The following is a 20,413-nucleotide window of genomic DNA, read 5'->3' as shown; positions in this document are numbered from 1 at the left end:
TCTGAATATTCGGCCGTAAAGAACCGGGACACGCGCTGGAAATATTTTGAGGTATAAAAAGAATGCATGTTCGCATATAATGAGAACAAATCCGATCGTTTGTTCGCGTTTTGAGGGGAGGTAAAAGCATGGAAAAAGTGATCTTTCTCGTTGACATGCAATCCTTTTATGCAAATATCGAAAAATCACTTCATCCCGAATGGCGCAACCGCCCGGTGGTTGTCTCCGGCGATCCCAAACGGCGCCACGGCGTGATCTTGGCCGCTTGTCCCCTTGCCAAAAAATATGGCATTCAAAATGCCGACACGTTGCAAGAAGCGCAAAAACGTTGCCCGGATCTGGTTGTCGCCCGTCCCCGCATGGGTTTGTATCTGGAATTTTCCCTGCGCATCACAGAAATTCTGGAGCGTTTCAGCGATTTGGTCGAACCTTACTCCGTGGATGAACAGTTTATCTCAATCCACGGAAGTGAAAAGCTGTTCGGCCCTCCCGAAACCATTGCCCGCAAGATCCAAAAGACCATCCAGGATGAACTTCACCTGTATGCCCGGATCGGGATCGGGCCGAACAAGGTGCTCAGCAAAATGGCCTGCGACAATTTTGCCAAGAAAAACAAGGAAGGCATTTATTGGCTGGATCGAAAAAAATTGAAAACCGATTTATGGCCCCTGCCGGTGCAAAACATGTTCGGGGTGGGCAAACGGATGGGGCATCACCTGAACAAGATGGGGATTCGCACCATCGGGGATCTCGCCCGCTTTCCGCTGAAACGCCTGCAAAAACGGTGGGGGATCCCCGGGCAAGTATTGTGGATGACCGCCAACGGACATGATTTGTCCCCGGTTTCTCCCGACACCTTCGAACACCAAAAAGCGATCGGCCATCAGATGACCTTGCCCCGCGATTACCGGACCGCCGAAGAAATCCGGGTCGTCCTGTTGGAACTGTGTGAAGAGGTCTGCCGCCGGACCCGGTGTCACCATCTTCTCGGCCAAACGGTCAGCGTCGGATGCCGGGGGGGAGATTTTCAAAATCCGTCGGGATTTCACCGCCAATGCAAACTCCCGGAAGCAACCAATCAGACCATGGAAGTTTTTCAATCGGCCTGGCAACTGTTTTTGCGTTTTTGGGAAGGACAGCCGATCCGTTCGCTGGGGGTCAGCTTAAGCCGGTTCCAAACCGATCAAGCCCTGCAACTCAGCCTTTTCGAAGACCGGAACAAAAAAACGGAGCTCGGCTATGTGATGGACGAAATCAAGGAACGCTTCGGCCCGACAGCCATCTTGCGCGCCGTCTCCCTGACGCATGCCGGGCAAGCGCTCAGCCGGGCACAAAAGATTGGAGGTCATGATCGATGAGCTCTGTATTAAACCGCAAAAATCTCCTTTGGGAAGGAAGCCGCATGTTTCTGCCTGAGCATCGCGAAGCCTTGTTGGCCCGGCGAAAAAAGCAAGAAGAATGGAGCCCGCCTGAACTGGCGGAAGACGCGCTCGAAGAAATCAACCAAATTCTTCTGGAGGCATTGCACGGCGATTTCCCTGTCCTGGTCCGCTATGTGAAAAACCGGCGCCCCTGTCAACTGTGCGGATTTGTCGAAAAACTGAATCCGCAGGAGCGCCGGATGAAAATAGCCAATGGCCGCTATGAGGAGATCATCCCTTTTTCCGCCATTTACAGCGTCCAAAAAGTATCCGGTCACCCGTGATGGCTCGTTGCATAACGGGCAGCGGGCCGCCGCCAAAATCTGGCCACCGCCAAAGTCAACAGGACCGCGGCGCCAAAGCGGATCAACAGCAAATATTGGACCGGGATTCCCAAAGGAATAAAAATGACGGTATCTTCAATCACGGCATGACAAGCGGCCAGGAAAATGATGATGAGCGTAATGTCCCGTTTTGACAAATTGTGTTCCTGTGCTTGCTGGATAATCAATCCGGCCCCGAGAAACAAACCAGCCAGCAAACCGCTTGCCATGGTGATGGAACCTTCTTTGGCAATGCCGAACGGCTTTAAGAAGGGAGAAATCCAAACCGCAATCTTGTCCAACACTTTTAAATCTTTCAGCGCCTGCAAAAACAACGTCAACGGAATCAAAATGGCGGCAAATTGAAGAACCCCCGTCGCGGCGGTCCAAAACGCCGATCCGATGATTTCATCCCATCCGGAATAAACCGTTTCCCCGCCAGAAGCCAAATTCACAGAGGCTTTGCTGTTTCCGCCCGGCCAGAACAGATGGATCAAAATCCCCGATAAAGCGGCAAGCCCCCCGCGCACCGCCAGAGGCACCCAAACCGCCACCCCCACTTTCCGGCACAGGGCCGATTCAATGAACATATTGTGGGAAAAACTCAACATCACCGCCAATATAAACACTTGTTTCACCGTCAGATCCAACGCTCCGATCGCTCCCAGAGCGGCATACAGATTCAGCACATTTCCAAGCACCAACGGAATGGCCGCTTCCCCGTTCAATCCGAACAAGGACATAAACGGAGCAAGGAGGTTGGCAAACCACGCCAAAAGTGAAGTATGTTTGGCGATATGCACAAAAAAAGCAATCGGAAAAACCACTTTCGCCAGCTCCAAAGAAGTTTTCCAACCGGACTGAAGTCCCTGTTTCCAATAAATCTTCTGCACAAACGTCCCCTTCTTTCTCTTTTTGCTCTTCCGCTATACAAATCTGTCTCCTGTGTAAACGGAGGATCTCCGCCATTTAAAAAATCCCCCGGATTTCACGGCTGTCCCTTCTGCCGCCGTTGCCATTTTTTCTCCCGGCCCGCTTCTTTTCATTCCGTCTGGTGCCGGTGAAACAACCGGATCCGTCCCCAAGCTTTCCGCTGTCCGGGAATCCAACCGATCAACCCCATAATAAAAACACGCTCTGATAATCTGCTTTTCTACCACATCATAAAATAATTCTCCCAAAACCTTCAATAAAGACAACCGGAGGATCGAAACAAAATGACTGAGTCCGAAACTCCACGGAGCGTGGATGACGTTTCAGAAGCCCCGGGAGATATAATAAAACCCGGGGTGAGGCAATGGATCAAGCAAGAAAAAACACTCCGGCAATTTTTCCAAAACAGGCGCCCATTTTTGATTGGCAACCAACCTGCATCCCGGACGCCGACTGCAGGAATTTTGCAACCAACCCAAAATCGGGCGATGAATATAAGATAAATATAAAAAGATGGAGGCAAGAATATGGATGCTGATAAAATCGGCAAGTTGATTGCCAGACTGCGCAAAGAAAAAAACCTGACCCAAAAAAATATTGCCGATGCGTTGGGGGTGCAAAGCAAAACCGTTTCAAAATGGGAATGCGGAGCCGGATGTCCGGATTTGTCCCTGTGGCCGAAATTGTCCGCCGTTTTGGGTGCGGATATCGCACAAATGATGGAAGGGGAAATCATTCCCAACCGACCGGACGCCGGGAATATGGACAAAGTACGCTTTTATGTTTGTCCAAGCTGCGGAAATATGTTGGTCAGCACCGGAAATGCCTCTGTCTTCTGCTGCGGCAGAAAGCTGGAACGGCTCCGGCCTGCGAAAGCCCTTCACGAAACAGAAATCAAGGCAGAAGAAACGGACACGGATTACTTCTTTACGTTGGACCACCCGATGACCAAAGAACACTATCTTTCTTTTGCCGCCTTGGTCAAAAGCGACAAAGTTTACCTGAACCGGTTATACCCCGAGCAAGACCCTTCTTTCCGGTTCCCGGCCGTCAAAGGCGCGAAATTGTATGTCCATTGTGTCAAGCATGGTTTGATGATGTATTCCGGCAAATATTAATCCCGCCCTGAATCCTTCGGCAATCAAGCGGCCGCCGCACAAGGAGTCCTGCTCCTTGCCCGGCGGCCTTTCTTTCACATCGTCCGGGCAAGCGGAAGGGAACGTTTGCTGCCCGTTGCTTCGCCGCTTAACACCGGACGGATCCGAATGCCATCCACTTTTCCATCCCATGTGGAAACCAGGGTATCTGTTTTCTCTTGTGTCCATCCCCGGAGAATCAACCCGATAAACGTGTGTTCTTCCGCCGGAAGCAAAGCCAGGGACGAAGCTTCTTCAGGGAAAGACGGCGGAAGCATGGATTCGGAAATCTGTCCGCATACTTTGAGCAACAAAAACCGGGTGGGAAACAAATCATCCCCGGAGAGCATCCATGGCTCGTTTGCCGGAAGGGGGTTTTGTTCCGCAAAGCCGTTTGTGTTCAGCAAGTCTTCCACCACTGCGCTGGCTGTCGGTTTCTGTCCCGCACCTTGTCCGACCAATGTCAAATCCTGAACATAATCGCCTTCGACCGTCACGGCATTATAAACATCCCGGACCGAGGCCAACGGATGTTCCTTGGGCACCAGCGTCGGAAAAACCAAACCGGAAACCGGGCCGTTCTCGCCAAATTTTTCGGCCTGTGCCAACAATTTGACCGAATACCCCAATCTCTCTGCCAATTGAAGCTCTCCCGGAAGCATATCGGTAATTCCTTGATAAAAAATGTCCGAAACGGATACCTGCGCCTGAAAAGCAAGCCGCATCAAAATCGTCAATTTATAGACCGCATCCAATCCTTCCACATCGGAGGAAGGATCGCTTTCCGCATACCCTTTTTCCTGGGCTTTTTTTAAAACCTCCGCAAACGAACAACCTTTTTCTTGCATTTGGGTCAGAATATAATTGGTCGTTCCGTTTAAAATGCCTTGGATCCGGTCGATGCGGTTGGCCTTCAGAAAATGGCGGAGGGTGCTGATGACCGGAATGCCTCCCCCGACACTGGCTTCATACCGCAATTGGACTTTGCATTGTTTGGCCAGCTGTTCCAATTCCATGCCGTGTTTGGCGATCAGCTCTTTGTTGGCGGTCACCACATGGCATCCTTTTTTTATCGCCTGTTTGATATACGAATAAGCCGGTTCCACTCCCCCCATCACTTCCACCAACACATCCGTCTCTTCGGTCAGAACCTGGGAAAAATCCGTGGTGATCCGTGCATCCGTGATTTCCAGATCCCGCTTTTTCCCGGGATCTTTCACTAAAATGGCATGGACTTGATACCACTTCCCGGTTTTGCGGGCAATCACATCCTGGTTTTCCTTGAGCATTTTCCATACTCCGCTTCCCACGGTTCCCAAACCGAGCAACGCAACATTCACTTTTTCCATTGTTCCACCTCTGCCTCCCAAAATAAAAACCCCCTTCCATAAAGATAAGAAGAGGGTTGAGATCCGAAGAACGTTCTTCTTATCTTTCAGCGGTTTCAACCGCTGCAGGAATTGGCACCATCCGGTGATTGGCTGATCACCGAGGTTGCCGGGCTTCATCGGGCCAGTCCCTCCGCCACTCTGGATAAGAATGAATCTGCTTTGTATTCAATTCAAAAAATATTTCTGTATATTATGAAGTTCAACTCCTTCTTTGTCAAGGGCCGCTCTTTTAAATAATAAGGTTTTTCAAGATGCCGAGCCGCTCGACTTCCAGTTCCACCACGTCCCCCGGTTCCAAATAGCGGTGCACATCAGTGCCCAATTCCAGGATGCAGCCGGTTCCGACCGTCCCGGAGCCGATCAAGTCGCCCGGGAAAAGCTCACAATCCCGCGAAGCCCGCTCGATCATCCGGGCAAAACTCCAGTAAAGCGATTTTACATTTCCCGATGAAACCTCTTTGCCGTTGATTCTGGCCCGCATCTTTAAATCCCAGTGCTCACCGGACCGGCGGTCTTCCAATTCATCCGGCGTCACCAGATAAGGACCCATCGAGGTGGCGAAATCTTTCCCTTTGGCCGGCCCCAACCCGACCGCCATTTCTTTTCGTTGCTCATCCCTTGCACTCCAGTCATTTAAAATCGTAAAGCCGGCAATATATTCCAACGCCCGTTCGTGCGGAATGTTTTTTCCTTTCTTTTTGATGACACAGGCCACTTCCAGTTCAAAGTCAAGCTCGTTGGTGTATTCCGGCTTCTTGACCCGTGACTCGTGCCCGATAATTGACCGATGATTCGAAAAATAAAAAACAGGAATTTCATACCACTCCGGCACCATGGGAAGTCCCCGCTTATGGCGGCAGGTCTTGACATGCTGCTCAAACGCATAAAAATCGCGAAAACTGTTCGGCACAGGAACCGGCGCAAACAGCCTGGCTTCCTTCTGGCGGATCGCAACGGGCTCCCCTTCGATCTGCAAAGTCCCGATGTCCTCCTGCGCAAGCTGCCTTTCCATCTCTCTGAGGGCGTTGAATTCCGCATCCCCTCTGGCCAGACATTGCCCCATCTCCGTTGCGATTTCATGAGAAAAAACCAAACGTTTTTCAATTTCCAGCCATCTTTGGGCAAGTCCCACATCGATGATCCATGCCCCTGACACCAGTCCCAGGCGGGCACCGGCAATCTCTTCCGTCTGGATGTTCAATTCATCGGCTTTGACGCAATACGTGACCAGTTTCAAAAGCAGATCCCCCTTTATATAAAAGAAACAGACTTTGTAGCTGCTCCATGTTAGCTATAAAGTCTGCATCATCTTTGCCTGGATTCGAAGCGTCTCGTGAACAATCCGCTCTCCCGCATTCGGCGACATCAGCCCGGTAAACCGTTCGACCATGCGATCTCTTTTATAATCCGGCGAAAAAAACTTTTCCAATTGCAACCGGATCGTCTGCGGTCTGGTGATCATGGCCACACGATGGTGCAACAAATATTGTTGATTGGCTTTTTCCTGTCCCGGTAAAGCTTCAAACAAAAACATCGGCAATTTTTTGGCAATGGCCTCGCTGATGGTCAATCCGCCGGGTTTGGTGACCAACAAGTCGGCAGCCGCCATCCTCAGCGGGATGTCGCAACGAAAGGGTTCAATCCGGATGTGTGGTTGATTCACTTTCTTTTGAAGCCGGTGATACAACTGGTTGTTTTTCCCGGTCAACACAACAAATTGCATGGAACGGAGAAGCCGGATTTCATCCACCAACTGCTCCAGCGGTCCGAGACCGGTGCCTCCGCCCATGATCAACACCACCGGTTCGTCGCTTTTTAAATTCAATTGTCGGCGCGCTTCTTCCTTCGGTATTTCTTCATAAAAAGCTTCATTGACCGGTATGCCTGTTTCATGGATTTGAAGCCCTGTTGTCCACTGAATTTGTTCCAACTGGCATTGATTCAGCAAACGCTTGGGCACAAAAAGCGCATGCGGCAACCGCATCAGCCAGATGGGATGCAATTCATAATCGGTAATCACTCCGACGGCCGGAACTTCCTCCCATTGGGTCGGACACAAAAGCAACGCAAAAGGATGGGTGGAAACTATTCGTGTCGGTTGCACTTGTTCAAAGAGTTGCGCCATTTTCTTCCGAATGGACCATCCCATCTTTTCAATGAGTTCGCTTGAGACATAACGAAACATTTTATTGTGATGAGTCCAGTCATATAAATAATGATAAAGGGTTGGAAACTTGTTCAACATTCCGTGATATCCAGATTGCAACAGGGGATGGAAGGTGCCAGGGATCAAATCCAGTAAATCAACCACCTCCGCTGTTACTGCAGGCATTTTTTCAAATTGACACTTCAGTGCCTTGGCGGCAGCATTATGTCCGGTACCGAAGCCCATGGTCAGCAGTAATATGCGTTCGATGGCGCTTCCCTCCTTTGCAAACCCGTTAACCCCTATATACTGTTCCCAAAACTGCCCGGATTTAAATCCGTAATCTCGCAATGAAACCAAACACGCAAAGTGCAGCAACCACTCGGACAACTCTTTGGATGCCGTGCTGCGGGCCGTTTCCCCCGTTTCCTTTCGCCTTCGGCACGATCCGTCCGACACCTCCGGCTCTTCCCATTGAACAAAAACGGCTTGGCTACTTCCATCTTTACGTCATCCGGATGGCGAATATGCTTTCCCGCCCGATGAAGGATGTCCCGTTGAACCAGTCTTCATCCTCCCGCTTCTCCCTCACTTCAGGGAAGCGGAAAAAATGACACAGGGCCGCTGTATCTCTATATTCTACACTTTTTTGAAACAGGGAGCAAAAACACGGATGCTATTTAAAAAAGACGTGTTCACCAATGCGCATTTTCTTGCTGTTCGACGCTTTTTTCTCCATCCATTCGGAGGTGGCGATTTCCGGATTGTAATAATAAACGGCTCCTTGTGTCGGATCCTCCCCTTGGATCGCCATTTCCACCGCTCTTACCGCCTTGGCGTCCGGCTCCAGTTGAATTTGTCCGTCACTGACCGCCGTAAAAGCATTTTTCTGATAAATCACTCCACGGATGCTGTCCGGGAAAGCCGCATGTTCCGTCCGGTTTAAAATCACCGCGGCCACGGCCACCTGCCCCTTGAACGATTCTCCGCGGGCTTCTCCGTAAACCGCTTTGGCCAACAGCCTTTTTTCCGAAGGCGTGACATCAAATCTTTTTTTCCCCGGCCCATCGCCGGCCATTTTTCCTTTTATTTCATTTTTACCGGGTTGCGCGGTGTTGCCCGTTTCTTTCTTTTGCATGGATTTCCCGGCCAAGCGAACCGGCTTGGTTTTCCGGGCATCTTGTTTCACATGGGAAACAGCGATCCCCTCGCTCAACGCTTCTTGATTCCTCTCTTTCCATAAGCGGATATATTCTCTGTCATCCACTGCTGCGGATGTTTTCTTCAATATTTTCCGGTCTGCCATTTTTGCATGTCCTTGATGGGCGGTTTTATACAAAACAATCACAGCCATGGCAAGAATTGCAATGGCCGCCGCCAGATTTTTCGCTGTCTTCATTCAATCCCCTCCCCTTTTTGACCGGGCAGAGCTACACAATCGCTATTGTAGGAGAAGGGATTTTACGACTCAATAGTGATTTATTGGGAATCAAAAGACACAAAAAAAGACACAGCGTTTTTGCTGTGTCTTTTTACCGGGATTAACCGCGAGCGGCGAGGTAACGTTTGTTTACTTCTTCCCAATTAACAACGTTCCAGAACGCTTCAATGTATTCCGGACGTTTGTTTTGGTATTTGAGATAGTAAGCGTGCTCCCAAACATCCAAGCCCAGGATCGGGGTCGCCCCTTCCATCAACGGGCTGTCTTGGTTCGGCGTGCTGGTGACGGCCAACTTGCCGTCTTTCACAACCAGCCATGCCCAGCCGCTTCCAAAACGACCTTTGGCTGCATTGGAGAATTCTTCTTTAAAGGCATCGAAGCTTCCAAATTCGGCATTAATGGCTTCTGCCACTTCACCCGTCGGGGCGCCTCCTCCGTTCGGGCTCAAAATTTGCCAGAACAAGCTGTGGTTTGCATGTCCGCCTCCGTTGTTGCGGACAGCGGTGCGGATGCTTTCCGGCAAAGCATTCAAGTCCGAAATCAATTCTTCCACGCTTTTGGCACCAACATCGTGCCCTTCCAGCGCAGCGTTCAAATTGTTGACATAGGTCGCATGATGGCGGTCATGGTGAATTTCCATGGTGGTTGCATCAATATGCGGTTCCAAAGCGTCTTTTGCATATGGCAGTGGCGGCAATTCGTATTTGGCCATGGTTTTTAACCTCCTATGTAATGAAAATGAATGGCTTTTTGGGACATTGGAAACAAAACCAACATCTATATTTATTATGCTTGAAATTTAAGTATTTAGTCAACCGATACGTTGAAGGAGAGGAATGAAATGCGTAATGTCCTCCAAAACATAATCCGCCCCCAGCTCTTCAAACTTCGCCCGGGCTGCTTTCCCGGTGAGACCGGTCAAAGTTGCGGCAAAATCACAGCCCATTTTCCGGGCCGCAAGCAAATCGGCCACCGAATCGCCCACAATCAAAATCTCTTTTCCGTTTTCAAACGGCAACGGATGGTCCAGACAATCGCTGATGTCTGCCTCCCTCCCCAAGTAAGCCCGGACATAGGTAAATGGCTCGGGCTTTCCGAGCGGGGCGCGATGGGGATATGCTTTTTCCGCTTCCATCACATCACTTGCCGTGGCAATATGGTTCTCATCCAGCAAGGTGAACCAGCCGAACGAGCGGAAAGGGACTTCCGTTTCCAAAAAGGAGCGCCCGGTTCCGATTCCGGCTTTGATTCCCTTTTCTTTTAACGTTGTCAGCAATTGCCTGACCTTTTCCGGTTCGGCAAGGGGAATTTCATTTTCAAGAAATCCTTTTTTCCCTTTTTGTCTCGCCGGTTTGCCCTCTGTTTCCTCAAATCTTTGATCACCCAAATACCATTCCTGATAAACCGAGTAAGCCAATTTCCACAAGGAAGAATTCCGGGAAAACGCATCCACCGCGAAACCAAACCATTCATAAGCCAGTTCATTGAAATAAATCAACAATTGATGTTTGTCCAGGTTTTCTTTCCCGTCAAACAGAGAGATAAAGCCGGAAAACCGCAGTTGAAAGCCGTTTGCCTCGTTTTGGATCGCTTGGAGCACCTCCACCGTCACCGGTTCACTCAATAATTGTTTTACCCTCTCCGGTTTTTCTTCATACAATGCCTTCAAAAAGAGCATCAGCTGTCCCGAAAAGACGAGGTAAACCATATCCCAGTTGGAATTGAGCCCCTTTTGTTTCATCCAGTCCAAAACTTGATCGTTTACAAAAACCTCTTTCCGGATCCGGCGGATCTGCTCTTCGGAAGGCCGGACCACATGTTTTTGGTCATCCAGCCCCAGATATTGCGGCGAATGGAGCAATTCCCACACGGACAGCGCCGAAGCGTCAAAACATCTTTCTTCACTTAAAAACACACCATCCACATCAAATAAAACCGTTTTATACAATCGGAACACCCCTTTTGAGAAAAACATCACATTCTGCCTTTCGCTTCATTGTAATAAAGCACTCCTTGTCTCGCAAGAAAGGAATCTTCTTCTTTTTGCGACTTTGAATGAAATCTCTTGCGCAACATCCTGAAATGAGACTCTCTTCTTCACAAATCATTTAACATCCATTATTATCTAAATAGACAGAAAAAACAAATTTACTGGCGAGGAGGCATGCCGATTGCGTTTTTTCAAATGGTCCTCTCTTTTGATCACGACCATTGCCTTCACACTCATTTTTTCATTTTGGCCGACGGTTTCTGATGCAGCTTCCTTCGGTTACAAAATAGAAGTCAACAAAGCCACCAACCGTCTCTATCTGTATCAAGGCAATCAATTGAAAAAAGTATATCCGGTGGCTACCGGGCGTCAGCCGGGGTTGACCCCGGAAGGCACGTTTCCCGTGGTCATCAAAATCAACAAACCCGGCTGGAAAGGCATCCCGGGAGGAGATCCGAAAAACCCGCTGGGCGAACGCTGGCTGGGTCTCCGCGTGAACGGGGACCAGGGCAGAACTTACGGCATCCACGGCACCAATCAACCCGGGTCGATCGGGAAATATGTTTCCAACGGCTGCATCCGCATGCGGAACCAGGACGTCATCGAATTATCGAAGCTGGTTCCGACAGGTACACCGGTTTGGATTCACAGCGGCAAAAGCAATCAAAAACCACAAGGGAAACAGAACGGACAACCCGTTTTACAAACCGCCACCATTACGGGCAACCACGTTCATATCCGGACCGCCCCTTCCCTCAGCGCCGCGATCATCGGAAAATTAAACAAAGGCGCCCGTCTTTCGGCCACGGGAAAAACGAAGGATTGGGTGCAAGTGAAACTGGCGGACGGACGCACTGCTTATGTCCATCAAAACTATATCCGGGTGCAAGGGAACACTGGCGGAAATCAACATTCAATCCGTGTCGGTGTCTTTTTGGCCAATATCCGGTCTCAGCCTTCTTTGTCGGCAACCATTCTTCAACGCGTTCCCAAAGGAATGGTCTTGACCGCCATCGGGAAAGAAGGGCATTTTTACAAACTGCGCCTGAAAGATGGATCGATCGCATACATTCACGAAATTTGCATCCGCCGGTAAACGGATGTGTCATGCCTCTGACGAGGCATTTTTTCTGCGCGAAATTCAAATAATGGTAAAATTCCTCCTGCTCTCTCCCCCAATTTTTCCGGTATAGTTAATTTCAGTTGATGATTCGCAAGCAAGGAGGGGGAAACGATTGCATGATCCGATCGGGCTTCATTCCGGTTAAACTCCTGCTGCTTTCACAATAACATGTAGGAGGGAAAAGAAGCGTTGAAACATATAAAATGGATTTTCTCATCCATTTTGGCCATCGTTCTGGTCTTCGGTTTTTACTTTGGAACCGCAGGCGCTGCGGCCAATTACCAAATCGAGGTCAATAAATCCACGAACACACTCTATTTATATAAAGACGGTACCTTGGAAAAAACATACCGGGTGGCGACCGGCCGCACGAAAGAATTGACTCCCGAAGGAACATTCACCATGGTGGTCAAGATCAACAAACCCGGCTGGAAAAACATCCCGGGAGGAGACCCGAAGAACCCGTTGGGAGATAAATGGATGGGAATCAGTGTCAATGAAGACAATGGACGTACTTACGGCATTCACGGGACCAATCAACCGGAAAGCATCGGAAGCCACGCTTCGAGCGGATGTGTACGGATGAAAAATGAAGATGTGAATGAATTGTACAAAATCGTCCCTGAAGGCACCCCCGTGTGGATTCACAGCGGAAAATCGACGGGGAAATGGGCCGGAGATCCTTCCTTTGCCGTTCAACCGACAAGCGGCCAATTGAAAGTGACGGTCAACCTGGCCAATATCCGGACAGGCCCTTCACTGGGAGCCTTTGTCACGGAACAGGCTGAAACAGGGACGGTTCTGGAAATGACCGGCTTTGTCAAGGATTGGTATCAAATCAAAACACCGGGCGGCAAAACCGGGTTTATCCATTCATCTACCGTGACGAAAAACACCGGTTCTTCCAATCAGAATAACTTTACCGATGCCACCGGTTCCATCAAAGTCACCGGTTCCGTGACCAACATCCGGTCCAATCCGTCTTTGTCCGCTCCGATTGTGCAAAAAGTAAACAAAGGCACCCAACTTGTGCTGACCGGAGAAAATGCGGAATGGTACCGGGTCCGGTTATCCAGCGGTTACACCGCATACGTCCATAAAAGTGTCGCCGAAAAAACAGAAGCCAAAACACCCGATGCCCAAACGATCAAAGTAACGGTCTTTCTTGCCAACATTCGTAATTCCCCTTCAGAAAATGCAACCATTATCATGCGAGTGGCTCAAGGAACGGAACTGAAAAAAATCGGAAACAACGGTGATTGGCACATCATCCAATTAAAAGACGGGCGCACCGGATTTATACATCACAGTGTTGCCCAATAAAAAGGAAGGAGAAACATTGGTTTCTCCTTCCTTTTTTTATCAAACAGTCAACATCCGGTCCAACGCGACCTTGGACCAATGTTTGGTTTCCTCATCCACTTTGATGACATGAATCGGGTTTCCCTCCAGGATACTTTCCAGCGCCCATAATAAATGGGGGCGGTCAATCCGGTTCATGGTCAGACAGGGACACATCGTCGTGCTTAGCAGTTCAATATGCTTGTCGGGATGTTCCTGGGCCAGCCGTTGCACCAAATTGACTTCGGTGCCGATGGCCCAGCGGCTTCCGGCCGGCGCTTCTTCGATCACTTTGATGATATAGCTGGTCGAACCGGAATCATCGGCCAATTGCACCACATCAAAAGAACATTCCGGATGGACGATCACTTTCATTTCCGGATCCCGCTTGCGAATGCGGTGCACTTGTTCAGGAGTGAACTTTTGATGCACGGAACAATATCCTTTCCATAAGATCATGCGCACCCGATCCAACGGCCCTTTTTGCTCCTCAAACTTTCCGTCTGCAGGATTCCAAACCACCATTTCTTCCAAGGGAATGCCCAATTGATCATAAGCGGTGTTGCGCCCCAGGTGTTGATCGGGGAGGAAAAACACGCGCTTCTTTTGGCGGAATGCCCAGTCTAACACCTGCTTCGCATTGGAAGACGTACAGGTGGTTCCGCCGTGCTTTCCGACAAAAGCCTTGATCGCAGCCGTGGAATTGACATAAGTGACCGGAATCACCGTGTCTTGAAATGTTTCCTGCAAAACTTCCCAAGCTTCTTCCACTTCTTCAATGTCCGCCATATCCGCCATGGAACAACCGGCGCGCAGGTCCGGCAAAATCACGGTTTGCCCCGGGGACGCCAACGTATCGGCCGTCTCAGCCATAAAATGCACCCCGCAAAACACGATATATTTGGCGTTCTTCTGCTTCGCTCCCGTCTTGGCCAATTGCAAGGAATCCCCGCGGAAATCGGCATATTGAATCACATCATCCCGCTGGTAGTGATGGCCGAGGATCACCAAATCGTCCCCCAGTGCTTTTTTTGCCTTTTGAATCCGTTCGTCCAGCTCCTGCCCGGACATGGAACGGTAAACCTCCGGCAAATCTTGATCCAAGTAATTCAACATGGTATCCATCATCGAGATGCCTCCTCCCCAAAATCCAAACTGATATCAAGAGCGGAAACCGAATGCGTCAGCCAACCGAGCGATACCGCATCCACCCCGGTCTCCGCAATCGGGCGGATCGTTTCCGGTGTGATCCCTCCGGATGCCTCGGTCCATACCCGGCCGTCGATCAAACGAACGGCTTCCCGCAGTGTGTCAAGATCCATATTGTCCAGCAAAATCGCATCCACATCATGCTTTAAAATTTCTTTCACTTGTTCCAAGGTATCCGCTTCCACTTCAATTTTCACCATGTGCCCGACATGTTTGCGGGCCCGTTCAATCGCCGCCGCCAGACTCCCCGCCATCGCAATGTGATTGTCTTTAATCATCACGCCGTGGCTTAATCCAAACCGGTGATTGGTGCCGCCGCCGACACGGACGGCATACTTCTCCAACTGCCGCAACCCCGGTGTCGTTTTCCTTGTGTCCAACACCTGGCACGAAAGCCCTTCCAACCGGTCCACCAACTGCCGGGTCATCGTGGCAATGCCTGACATCCGTTGCAAAAGGTTCAGCGCTACCCTTTCCCCCGTCAAGATGGCTCGGGTCGGTCCGGTGATCCGGGCAATCGCCGTTCCTTTTTTCACCCGGTCCCCTTCCCGGACCAGCCATTCCCACCTTATTTCGGGATCCAACTCCCGGTACACGGCTTCCGCCACCGGCAAACCGGCAATCACCCCGTCTTGCTTGGCAATAAACAAACAAGAACTTTGATGATCCGCCGGCACCAGCGCTTCCGTCGTGAGATCGCCGGCACCGATGTCTTCGTTCAACACTTCACGAATCCATTGCTTTAATGCTATCCAATTCACGATGAAATCCCCCCTTGGATCACTTTGTGTTTTTCCGCCCATTCAGGAATGGTTTGCGGGAAATCACGACGGTAATGCCCCCCTCTGCTCTCCTCGCGCCATCGTGCAGCTTTCATCACCAATTGTGCAGTCGTTAACATATTTCTCAACTCAAACATCCCCGGCAGAACGCGTCCCGAATCCTGCAACCGTTTCAGCTTGGAAAGCCCTTCAGCCAATCCTTCCGATGTGCGGACAATGCCTGCGTGATCCCACATGATCTGCCGGATTTCCTTTTTGATTTTTTCTTCCGTTTGTTTATCTTGGCACAAACGAGGAAATTGCGAAGGAAGTTGCATCGTTGTGGACTGCTCTTCATAAGACGACAGCTTTTCCGCCACCCGTTGCGCAAAAACCGTTCCTTCCAGCAAAGAATTGCTCGCCAGACGGTTGGCACCGTGGACACCCGTGCAAGCCACTTCCCCACATGCAAACAGCCGCGGGAGGGAAGTCCGTCCATAAGAATCGGTTTTGATTCCTCCCATGATAAAGTGCGCGGCCGGCCGGACGGGAATCCATTCACGTTCCGGATCAATCCCGGCTTTGCGGCATTTCTTGTAAATGGCAGGAAACCGGTGGGCAAATTTCCCTTTCAAATGTCTTGCATCCAAATACACTTGGTTCCCTTGCTGCATTTCGGTGTAGATGGCCCTGGACACCACATCCCGGGGAGCCAGATCTTTTAATTCGTGATACCGTTCCATGAACCGGTCTCCCGATTCCGTCACCAAAACGGCGCCTTCGCCCCGCACGGCTTCCGAAATGAGAAACATCGGGTTTTGATCGACGGCCAGTGCAGTCGGATGAAACTGAATAAACTCCATGTCTGTCAATTGCACGTTGGCACGATGTGCCATTGCAAAACCGTCACCGGTGGTCACCAGGTCATTGGTCGTATACTTAAAGACCTGACCGCATCCTCCCGTCGCCAAGACCACCCCTTTCCGTGCCAGATAACACGTCGGCTCCCGACCGGTATCCAGTGCAATCACTCCGCGGCAAGTTTCGTTTTCCACCAACAAATCGGCCACCATTGTATGCGTTTGCATATGAATGGATTTTCGCCGCTTGGCTTGCCGCAGTAAGGTGGAAGTGATCCCGGCTCCGGTTGAATCCCCGTGCACCCGCAAAATCCGGGAAGCCGAGTGGGCACCTTCTTTGGCCAGCAAATAGGTATTCCCCTTTTTATCAAAAGGCGTTCCCCAATCTGCCAGCAACCGGATCGTGTCGGGAGCCATCTTAACCATCAAACGCACGGTATCCTCATCACACAAATCCACTCCCGCCCGCAGTGTGTCCTGCCAATGCAGGTTGGGAGAGTCTGCAACGCCGACGGCCGCGGCAATCCCGCCTTGGGCCCGGTAAGAATTGCTCTCATCTTCACATGCTTTGGTCAAAACCTTCACTTCTCCGGTTTCGGATAAGAAAAGCGCTGTCATTAAACCGGAAATCCCGCTCCCTACGACAATATAATCGGTAGTGACTTGTCTCATCATGATAAGGTCCTTTCAAAAAACGTTAACAATTTGTTCATATTCATTTTCTCAATAACGAAAGGAATGTCAATAGCAAATTTTTTCTTTTTATGTTTTGAACACTTCACGAAAAAAGGTCTGTCGTTCTTTTTTTTCGCTATAATAGGTGGAGAAAGCTTTACAAATGCGGAGGTTTAATCGATGAAACCCATTTATTTGGATTATGGGGCCACCAGTCCCGTACGGCCGGAGGTCATGGAAATCCTTCTTCCTTTCTTCCAAAAAGAATATGCCAATGCCGGCAGCATCCATGATTTCGGACAACGAAGCCGGGATGCGATCGAGTTGGCAAGAAAACAGGTGGCTGACTCGCTGGGCGCTTCATCCCCGCGGGAAATCATCTTTACCGGAAGCGGCACCGAAGCCAATAACCTGGCCATCCTGGGAGCGGCCAGAAAACACCGGAACCGGGGAAATCATGTGATTACGACATCCATCGAGCACCCTTCGGTCCTGGAAGCATGCAAACAATTGGAGAAAGAAGGGTTTGAGGTCACTTACCTGCCGGTCGATCCATACGGCCGAATTTCTGTGGAACAAGTCAAAGATGCCCTGACGGAGCAAACCATTCTGGTCAGTGTCATGGCCGCCAACAATGAAGTGGGAACGCTGCAACCGATCAAAGAAATTGGCCGGCTCCTTCGCGACACACCGGTTTTGTTTCATACCGACGCGGTGCAATTTTACGGCAAAATCCCCTTTTCCGTTCAGGAACTGGGCGTGGACCTTCTTTCCGTCAGCGGGCACAAAATTTACGGTCCCAAAGGAATCGGCGCTTTGTATATCAAAAAAGGAATCCGGATTGAACCGGTTCTCTTTGGCGGGGGCCAAGAAAGAGGCCTGCGTCCCGCGACCCAAAACACGCCCGGAATCATCGGTCTCGGAGCAGCCGCTTATCTGATGAGCCAAGAATTGGAACAAGAACGGCAACGGTTGACCCGGTTGCGCGATCTGTGCCTGAAGCGGATCCAAAAGGAAATCGGCCAAGTGGATTTAAACGGCCATCCAAGCAACCGGTTACCCAACAATCTGAATCTCAGTTTTCACGGGGTCGAGGGACAAGCCGTTTTGTTGGAACTCAACCGCAAACAAATTTTTGTTTCCAGCGGTTCCGCTTGCAGTGCAGGGAAACATGCCCCTTCCCATGTCCTGATGGCCATGGGCAAAAGTGAAGAACAAGCCTATCAAAGCCTTCGCATCACCTTTGGCAGGGAAACCACCGAGTCGGATATCCATCAACTGGTGGATCATTTAAAAGAAATTCTTGAAGACTTGCGATCCTTCTTGCGAAACAAACCTTAATACTTGGAGGCTGTTTCCATTGCAAAAATATATCAAAGGATGCTTGAAGTTATTGTCCGGTTTGCTGATTGCCGTTTTGTTTTGGATTTTGTTTGTCTTTTTGCAACAAGTGAATTATCGGGATCCGGAACAGATTTACTTAATGGGAACCCCTGTCGCCTACGGGTTTGTCTTTTTCTTTTTATGTATCTCTGTCGGTTTTATCTTTTCCTTTTTCAAAAACCGGTTCCAACCCGCCAAATTAAAAAGGCGTTTCTTTGTTTTTGCTTTTTTCTATTTGGTCAGCAGCCCGCTTGTGATTTTAAGCTTTGACAATTATTTGCTCGTGACTCCCCAAGGTCTCGGTTACAGCCGCTTTTTCAGCATCGAAGACATGCATTTTTACCGCTGGCAAGACATCAATCACGTGGTTTTGGACTACAAGCCGGAACAACTTCCGTTTATGAAAGAAAAACTCCGTCTTCAATATCACATCCATTTTAAGGATGGAACAGCCTACAACCTGAACAGTTACAATTCACCGCTTTATGATGCCAGCCAATTCAAGGCGATTCATCGCACGTTGCTTCGGAAACAAGTTCCGGTGATGATTGAACGTCCCTTGCCTGCGGATGTTTCCCCCGATTCATTCATTTATCAGATGTTCCATTTTCACTCGCAATAAAACATCCCCTCCCCAGGCTGACAACCCGGGTGAGGGGATGTTTTCAATCATTTGGCCAATTCATAAATGGCTTGGGCATAAATCGCAGTGGCCTTCAGCAATTCATCCACATCGATATATTCATCACGCTGGTGTGCGGTTTCGGCACTGCCCGGGAACAACGGCCCAAAGGCAACGCCGGTGTCCAGGACCCTAGCATACGTTCCTCCTCCAATGGCGAGAATCCACGCTTTTTCTCCGGTTTGTTCTTCATAGACTTTCGTCAGCGTCCGGATCAAGGGGTGATCCGGTTCCACAAAATGAACCGGCTTATGGTCGGCCTCCGGAATTTGGAAACCGTATTCGGCCAATTTTTTCTCTGCCGTTTGCAAAATCTGACCGGCATCGCCGTTTTTGGGATAGCGGATATTGATGCGGATCATTTGTTTTTCCCCGGCTTCAAAGCGGAAAACCCCGGCATTGACGGTAAGGGGTCCCATCCATTCATCGGACACCTGAATGCCCAGTTTCTCCCCGAAGAAACTGTCCACAAAAAGATCATTGATCATGCGGACATAATTTTCCCCTTCCGGATCCAAAGGAACTTCCGCGAGGAAACGGGCCATAAACAACGCCGCATTTTTTCCTTTGTCCGGTTCCATGCCATGATGGGCTTTCCCCTCCATCACAATGGTGACACCCTCGTTGCTTTCTTCGGCGTATCCCTGAATCCTGCGGGTAAGCAGATAGTCTTGAACCTTTTCTTTCAATGCGAAGACATCCCCGTCTCCACTCAGCCGGACGGTGGCCACGTCCGGAACCATGTTTACGCGTTCCCCGGATTCAAATCGTTCCAATGTCCATGCGCCATCCCTGTTCGCCGGTTTTTGGCCGGATTTTACCGCCTGGATATCCAAAAATCCTTTCTCGGCCGCAATGATCGGAAAATCGGCATCCGGGCTGAATCCCATCACCGGCATCTCTTCTTTCTCGAAATAATGAGCCATGCAGCGCCAACGGGACTCTTCGTCCCCTCCCACAATCAGCCGGATCCTTTTGGACAAATTGAGCCCCAGATCCCTGATGATCTTCAAAGCAAAATAAGCCGCCATGGTCGGGCCCTTGTCGTCCAAGGCACCACGGGCATACAATTTTCCATCGCGGATTTCGGGTTGAAACGGAGGACTCGTCCATCCATCTCCCGCCGGAACCACATCCACATGGGACAAAATTCCGATAATCTCCTCCCCATCGCCGTATTCAATATGCCCGGCATAACCGTCCACATTTTTGGTTTGAAAGCCGTCCTTTTTGCCCAATTCCAACATATAATGAAGTGCTTCCGCCACTTTTTCCCCAAACGGAGCCCGGGCGGAAGCCGTGGATTCATCCAAAACACTTTCAATGGACAATAAGCTTTTTAATTCCGCTAACAATTCATCTTTCCGTTTCAACACTTCTTCCTGCCATGCCACTTGGTTCATAACCGACTCCTCCTGTTTCACGTTCATGCCTTTTCTCCTTTCCGTTATGTATAGTCAGAGATGATGAGCCAAACGTGAATATTCTCCTTAAAATGGAATAAGTCTCTTTTTATGGAATTTATTAGATGCATGACTTATTTCTAATTAATATACCACGTTTGGGTAAAAAGAGTAAAATGAAGCAAGCTTCACCCC

Annotated in this window: 18 protein-coding genes and 1 riboswitch; of the genes, 7 read left to right on the top strand and 11 right to left on the bottom strand. The window is 49.9% G+C overall.

Annotated elements, in window-relative coordinates:
* Positions 1–128: 128 nt before the first annotated feature.
* A complete protein-coding gene (locus FA954_RS03830) occupies positions 129–1,358 on the top strand; it encodes a DNA polymerase IV (RefSeq protein ID WP_037995860.1) in 1,230 nt (409 codons plus the stop codon).
* Positions 1,355–1,705 carry a YolD-like family protein gene (locus tag FA954_RS03825; protein WP_037995863.1) on the top strand — a complete coding sequence of 117 codons (351 nt, stop codon included), beginning with the start codon at positions 1,355–1,357 and terminating at the stop codon, positions 1,703–1,705. Before FA954_RS03830 ends, FA954_RS03825 begins: the two co-directional genes overlap by 4 nt.
* On the opposite strand, the gene FA954_RS03820 is transcribed toward FA954_RS03825, so the two are convergent.
* Positions 1,696–2,637: a nucleoside recognition domain-containing protein gene (locus tag FA954_RS03820; RefSeq protein WP_037995866.1), complete on the bottom strand. Its 942-nt coding sequence runs from the start codon at positions 2,635–2,637 to the stop codon at positions 1,696–1,698. The two genes, FA954_RS03825 and FA954_RS03820, sit on opposite strands and share 10 nt — an antisense overlap.
* A gap of 567 nt (positions 2,638–3,204) precedes the next feature.
* On the opposite strand from FA954_RS03820, the gene FA954_RS03815 reads away from it, so the two are divergent.
* The gene (locus FA954_RS03815) at positions 3,205–3,795 is read left to right on the top strand and encodes a helix-turn-helix domain-containing protein (protein WP_037995870.1); all 591 of its coding nucleotides are present in this window, start codon (positions 3,205–3,207) and stop codon (positions 3,793–3,795) included.
* A 74-nt stretch (positions 3,796–3,869) separates the two neighbouring features.
* On the opposite strand, the gene FA954_RS03810 is transcribed toward FA954_RS03815, so the two are convergent.
* From FA954_RS03810 to FA954_RS03785, 6 genes are all read right to left on the bottom strand, one after another.
* On the bottom strand, positions 3,870–5,162 hold the full coding sequence (locus FA954_RS03810) for a homoserine dehydrogenase (RefSeq protein ID WP_062843082.1): 1,293 nt from the start codon (positions 5,160–5,162) through the stop codon (positions 3,870–3,872).
* A 76-nt stretch (positions 5,163–5,238) separates the two neighbouring features.
* Positions 5,239–5,353: riboswitch (SAM riboswitch) on the bottom strand.
* Between the two features lie 80 nt (positions 5,354–5,433).
* Positions 5,434–6,441 carry a fumarylacetoacetate hydrolase family protein gene (locus tag FA954_RS03805; protein ID WP_425329138.1) on the bottom strand — a complete coding sequence of 336 codons (1,008 nt, stop codon included), beginning with the start codon at positions 6,439–6,441 and terminating at the stop codon, positions 5,434–5,436.
* A gap of 54 nt (positions 6,442–6,495) precedes the next feature.
* Entirely contained in the window at positions 6,496–7,809 is a 1,314-nt protein-coding gene (locus tag FA954_RS03800; protein WP_037995875.1) for an MGDG synthase family glycosyltransferase, read from the bottom strand.
* Between the two features lie 217 nt (positions 7,810–8,026).
* Positions 8,027–8,749 carry a cell wall hydrolase gene (locus FA954_RS03795; protein WP_052186718.1) on the bottom strand — a complete coding sequence of 241 codons (723 nt, stop codon included), beginning with the start codon at positions 8,747–8,749 and terminating at the stop codon, positions 8,027–8,029.
* A gap of 142 nt (positions 8,750–8,891) precedes the next feature.
* Positions 8,892–9,503 (bottom strand): superoxide dismutase, encoded by a 612-nt coding sequence (locus FA954_RS03790; protein WP_037995878.1) that lies wholly within the window; start codon positions 9,501–9,503, stop codon positions 8,892–8,894.
* A 99-nt stretch (positions 9,504–9,602) separates the two neighbouring features.
* Positions 9,603–10,739: an HAD family hydrolase gene (locus FA954_RS03785; protein ID WP_037995920.1), complete on the bottom strand. Its 1,137-nt coding sequence runs from the start codon at positions 10,737–10,739 to the stop codon at positions 9,603–9,605.
* A 223-nt stretch (positions 10,740–10,962) separates the two neighbouring features.
* Between FA954_RS03785 and FA954_RS03780 the strand changes: the two genes are divergently transcribed.
* Together FA954_RS03780 and FA954_RS03775 are read left to right on the top strand one after the other, a co-directional pair.
* Positions 10,963–11,877, top strand: a complete 915-nt coding sequence (locus FA954_RS03780) for a L,D-transpeptidase family protein (RefSeq protein ID WP_052186723.1) — start codon at positions 10,963–10,965, stop codon at positions 11,875–11,877.
* A 216-nt stretch (positions 11,878–12,093) separates the two neighbouring features.
* A complete protein-coding gene (locus FA954_RS03775; RefSeq protein WP_052186724.1) occupies positions 12,094–13,227 on the top strand; it encodes an SH3 domain-containing protein in 1,134 nt (377 codons plus the stop codon).
* 39 nt (positions 13,228–13,266) lie between these two features.
* Here the strand turns inward: FA954_RS03775 and nadA are convergent, their stop codons facing one another.
* From nadA to FA954_RS03760, 3 genes are read right to left on the bottom strand one after another with little or no spacing between them, the layout of a single operon-like run.
* Positions 13,267–14,379 (bottom strand): quinolinate synthase NadA, encoded by a 1,113-nt coding sequence (nadA, locus tag FA954_RS03770; RefSeq protein WP_037995881.1) that lies wholly within the window; start codon positions 14,377–14,379, stop codon positions 13,267–13,269.
* Positions 14,370–15,215 carry a carboxylating nicotinate-nucleotide diphosphorylase gene (nadC, locus tag FA954_RS03765; protein ID WP_037995883.1) on the bottom strand — a complete coding sequence of 282 codons (846 nt, stop codon included), beginning with the start codon at positions 15,213–15,215 and terminating at the stop codon, positions 14,370–14,372. Before nadC ends, nadA begins: the two co-directional genes overlap by 10 nt.
* The gene (locus FA954_RS03760; RefSeq protein ID WP_052186728.1) at positions 15,212–16,747 is read right to left on the bottom strand and encodes an L-aspartate oxidase; all 1,536 of its coding nucleotides are present in this window, start codon (positions 16,745–16,747) and stop codon (positions 15,212–15,214) included. The genes nadC and FA954_RS03760 overlap by 4 nt, the downstream gene beginning before the upstream one ends.
* A 183-nt stretch (positions 16,748–16,930) precedes the next feature.
* Between FA954_RS03760 and FA954_RS03755 the strand changes: the two genes are divergently transcribed.
* Both FA954_RS03755 and FA954_RS03750 read left to right on the top strand, forming a co-directional pair.
* Entirely contained in the window at positions 16,931–18,091 is a 1,161-nt protein-coding gene (locus FA954_RS03755) for a cysteine desulfurase family protein (RefSeq protein ID WP_037995888.1), read from the top strand.
* A 19-nt stretch (positions 18,092–18,110) separates the two neighbouring features.
* Positions 18,111–18,755, top strand: a complete 645-nt coding sequence (locus tag FA954_RS03750; RefSeq protein ID WP_037995890.1) for a hypothetical protein — start codon at positions 18,111–18,113, stop codon at positions 18,753–18,755.
* A 47-nt stretch (positions 18,756–18,802) separates the two neighbouring features.
* On the opposite strand, the gene pepV is transcribed toward FA954_RS03750, so the two are convergent.
* Positions 18,803–20,218 carry a dipeptidase PepV gene (pepV, locus tag FA954_RS03745; RefSeq protein WP_037995893.1) on the bottom strand — a complete coding sequence of 472 codons (1,416 nt, stop codon included), beginning with the start codon at positions 20,216–20,218 and terminating at the stop codon, positions 18,803–18,805.
* Positions 20,219–20,413 lie beyond the last annotated feature (195 nt).

Source organism: Thermoactinomyces vulgaris (genome assembly GCF_005886755.1).
Taxonomy (GTDB): Bacteria; Bacillota; Bacilli; order Thermoactinomycetales; family Thermoactinomycetaceae; genus Thermoactinomyces; species Thermoactinomyces vulgaris.
The sequence above is the reverse complement of the archived record's forward strand: the minus strand, read 5'-3'. Positions and strand labels throughout refer to the sequence as shown.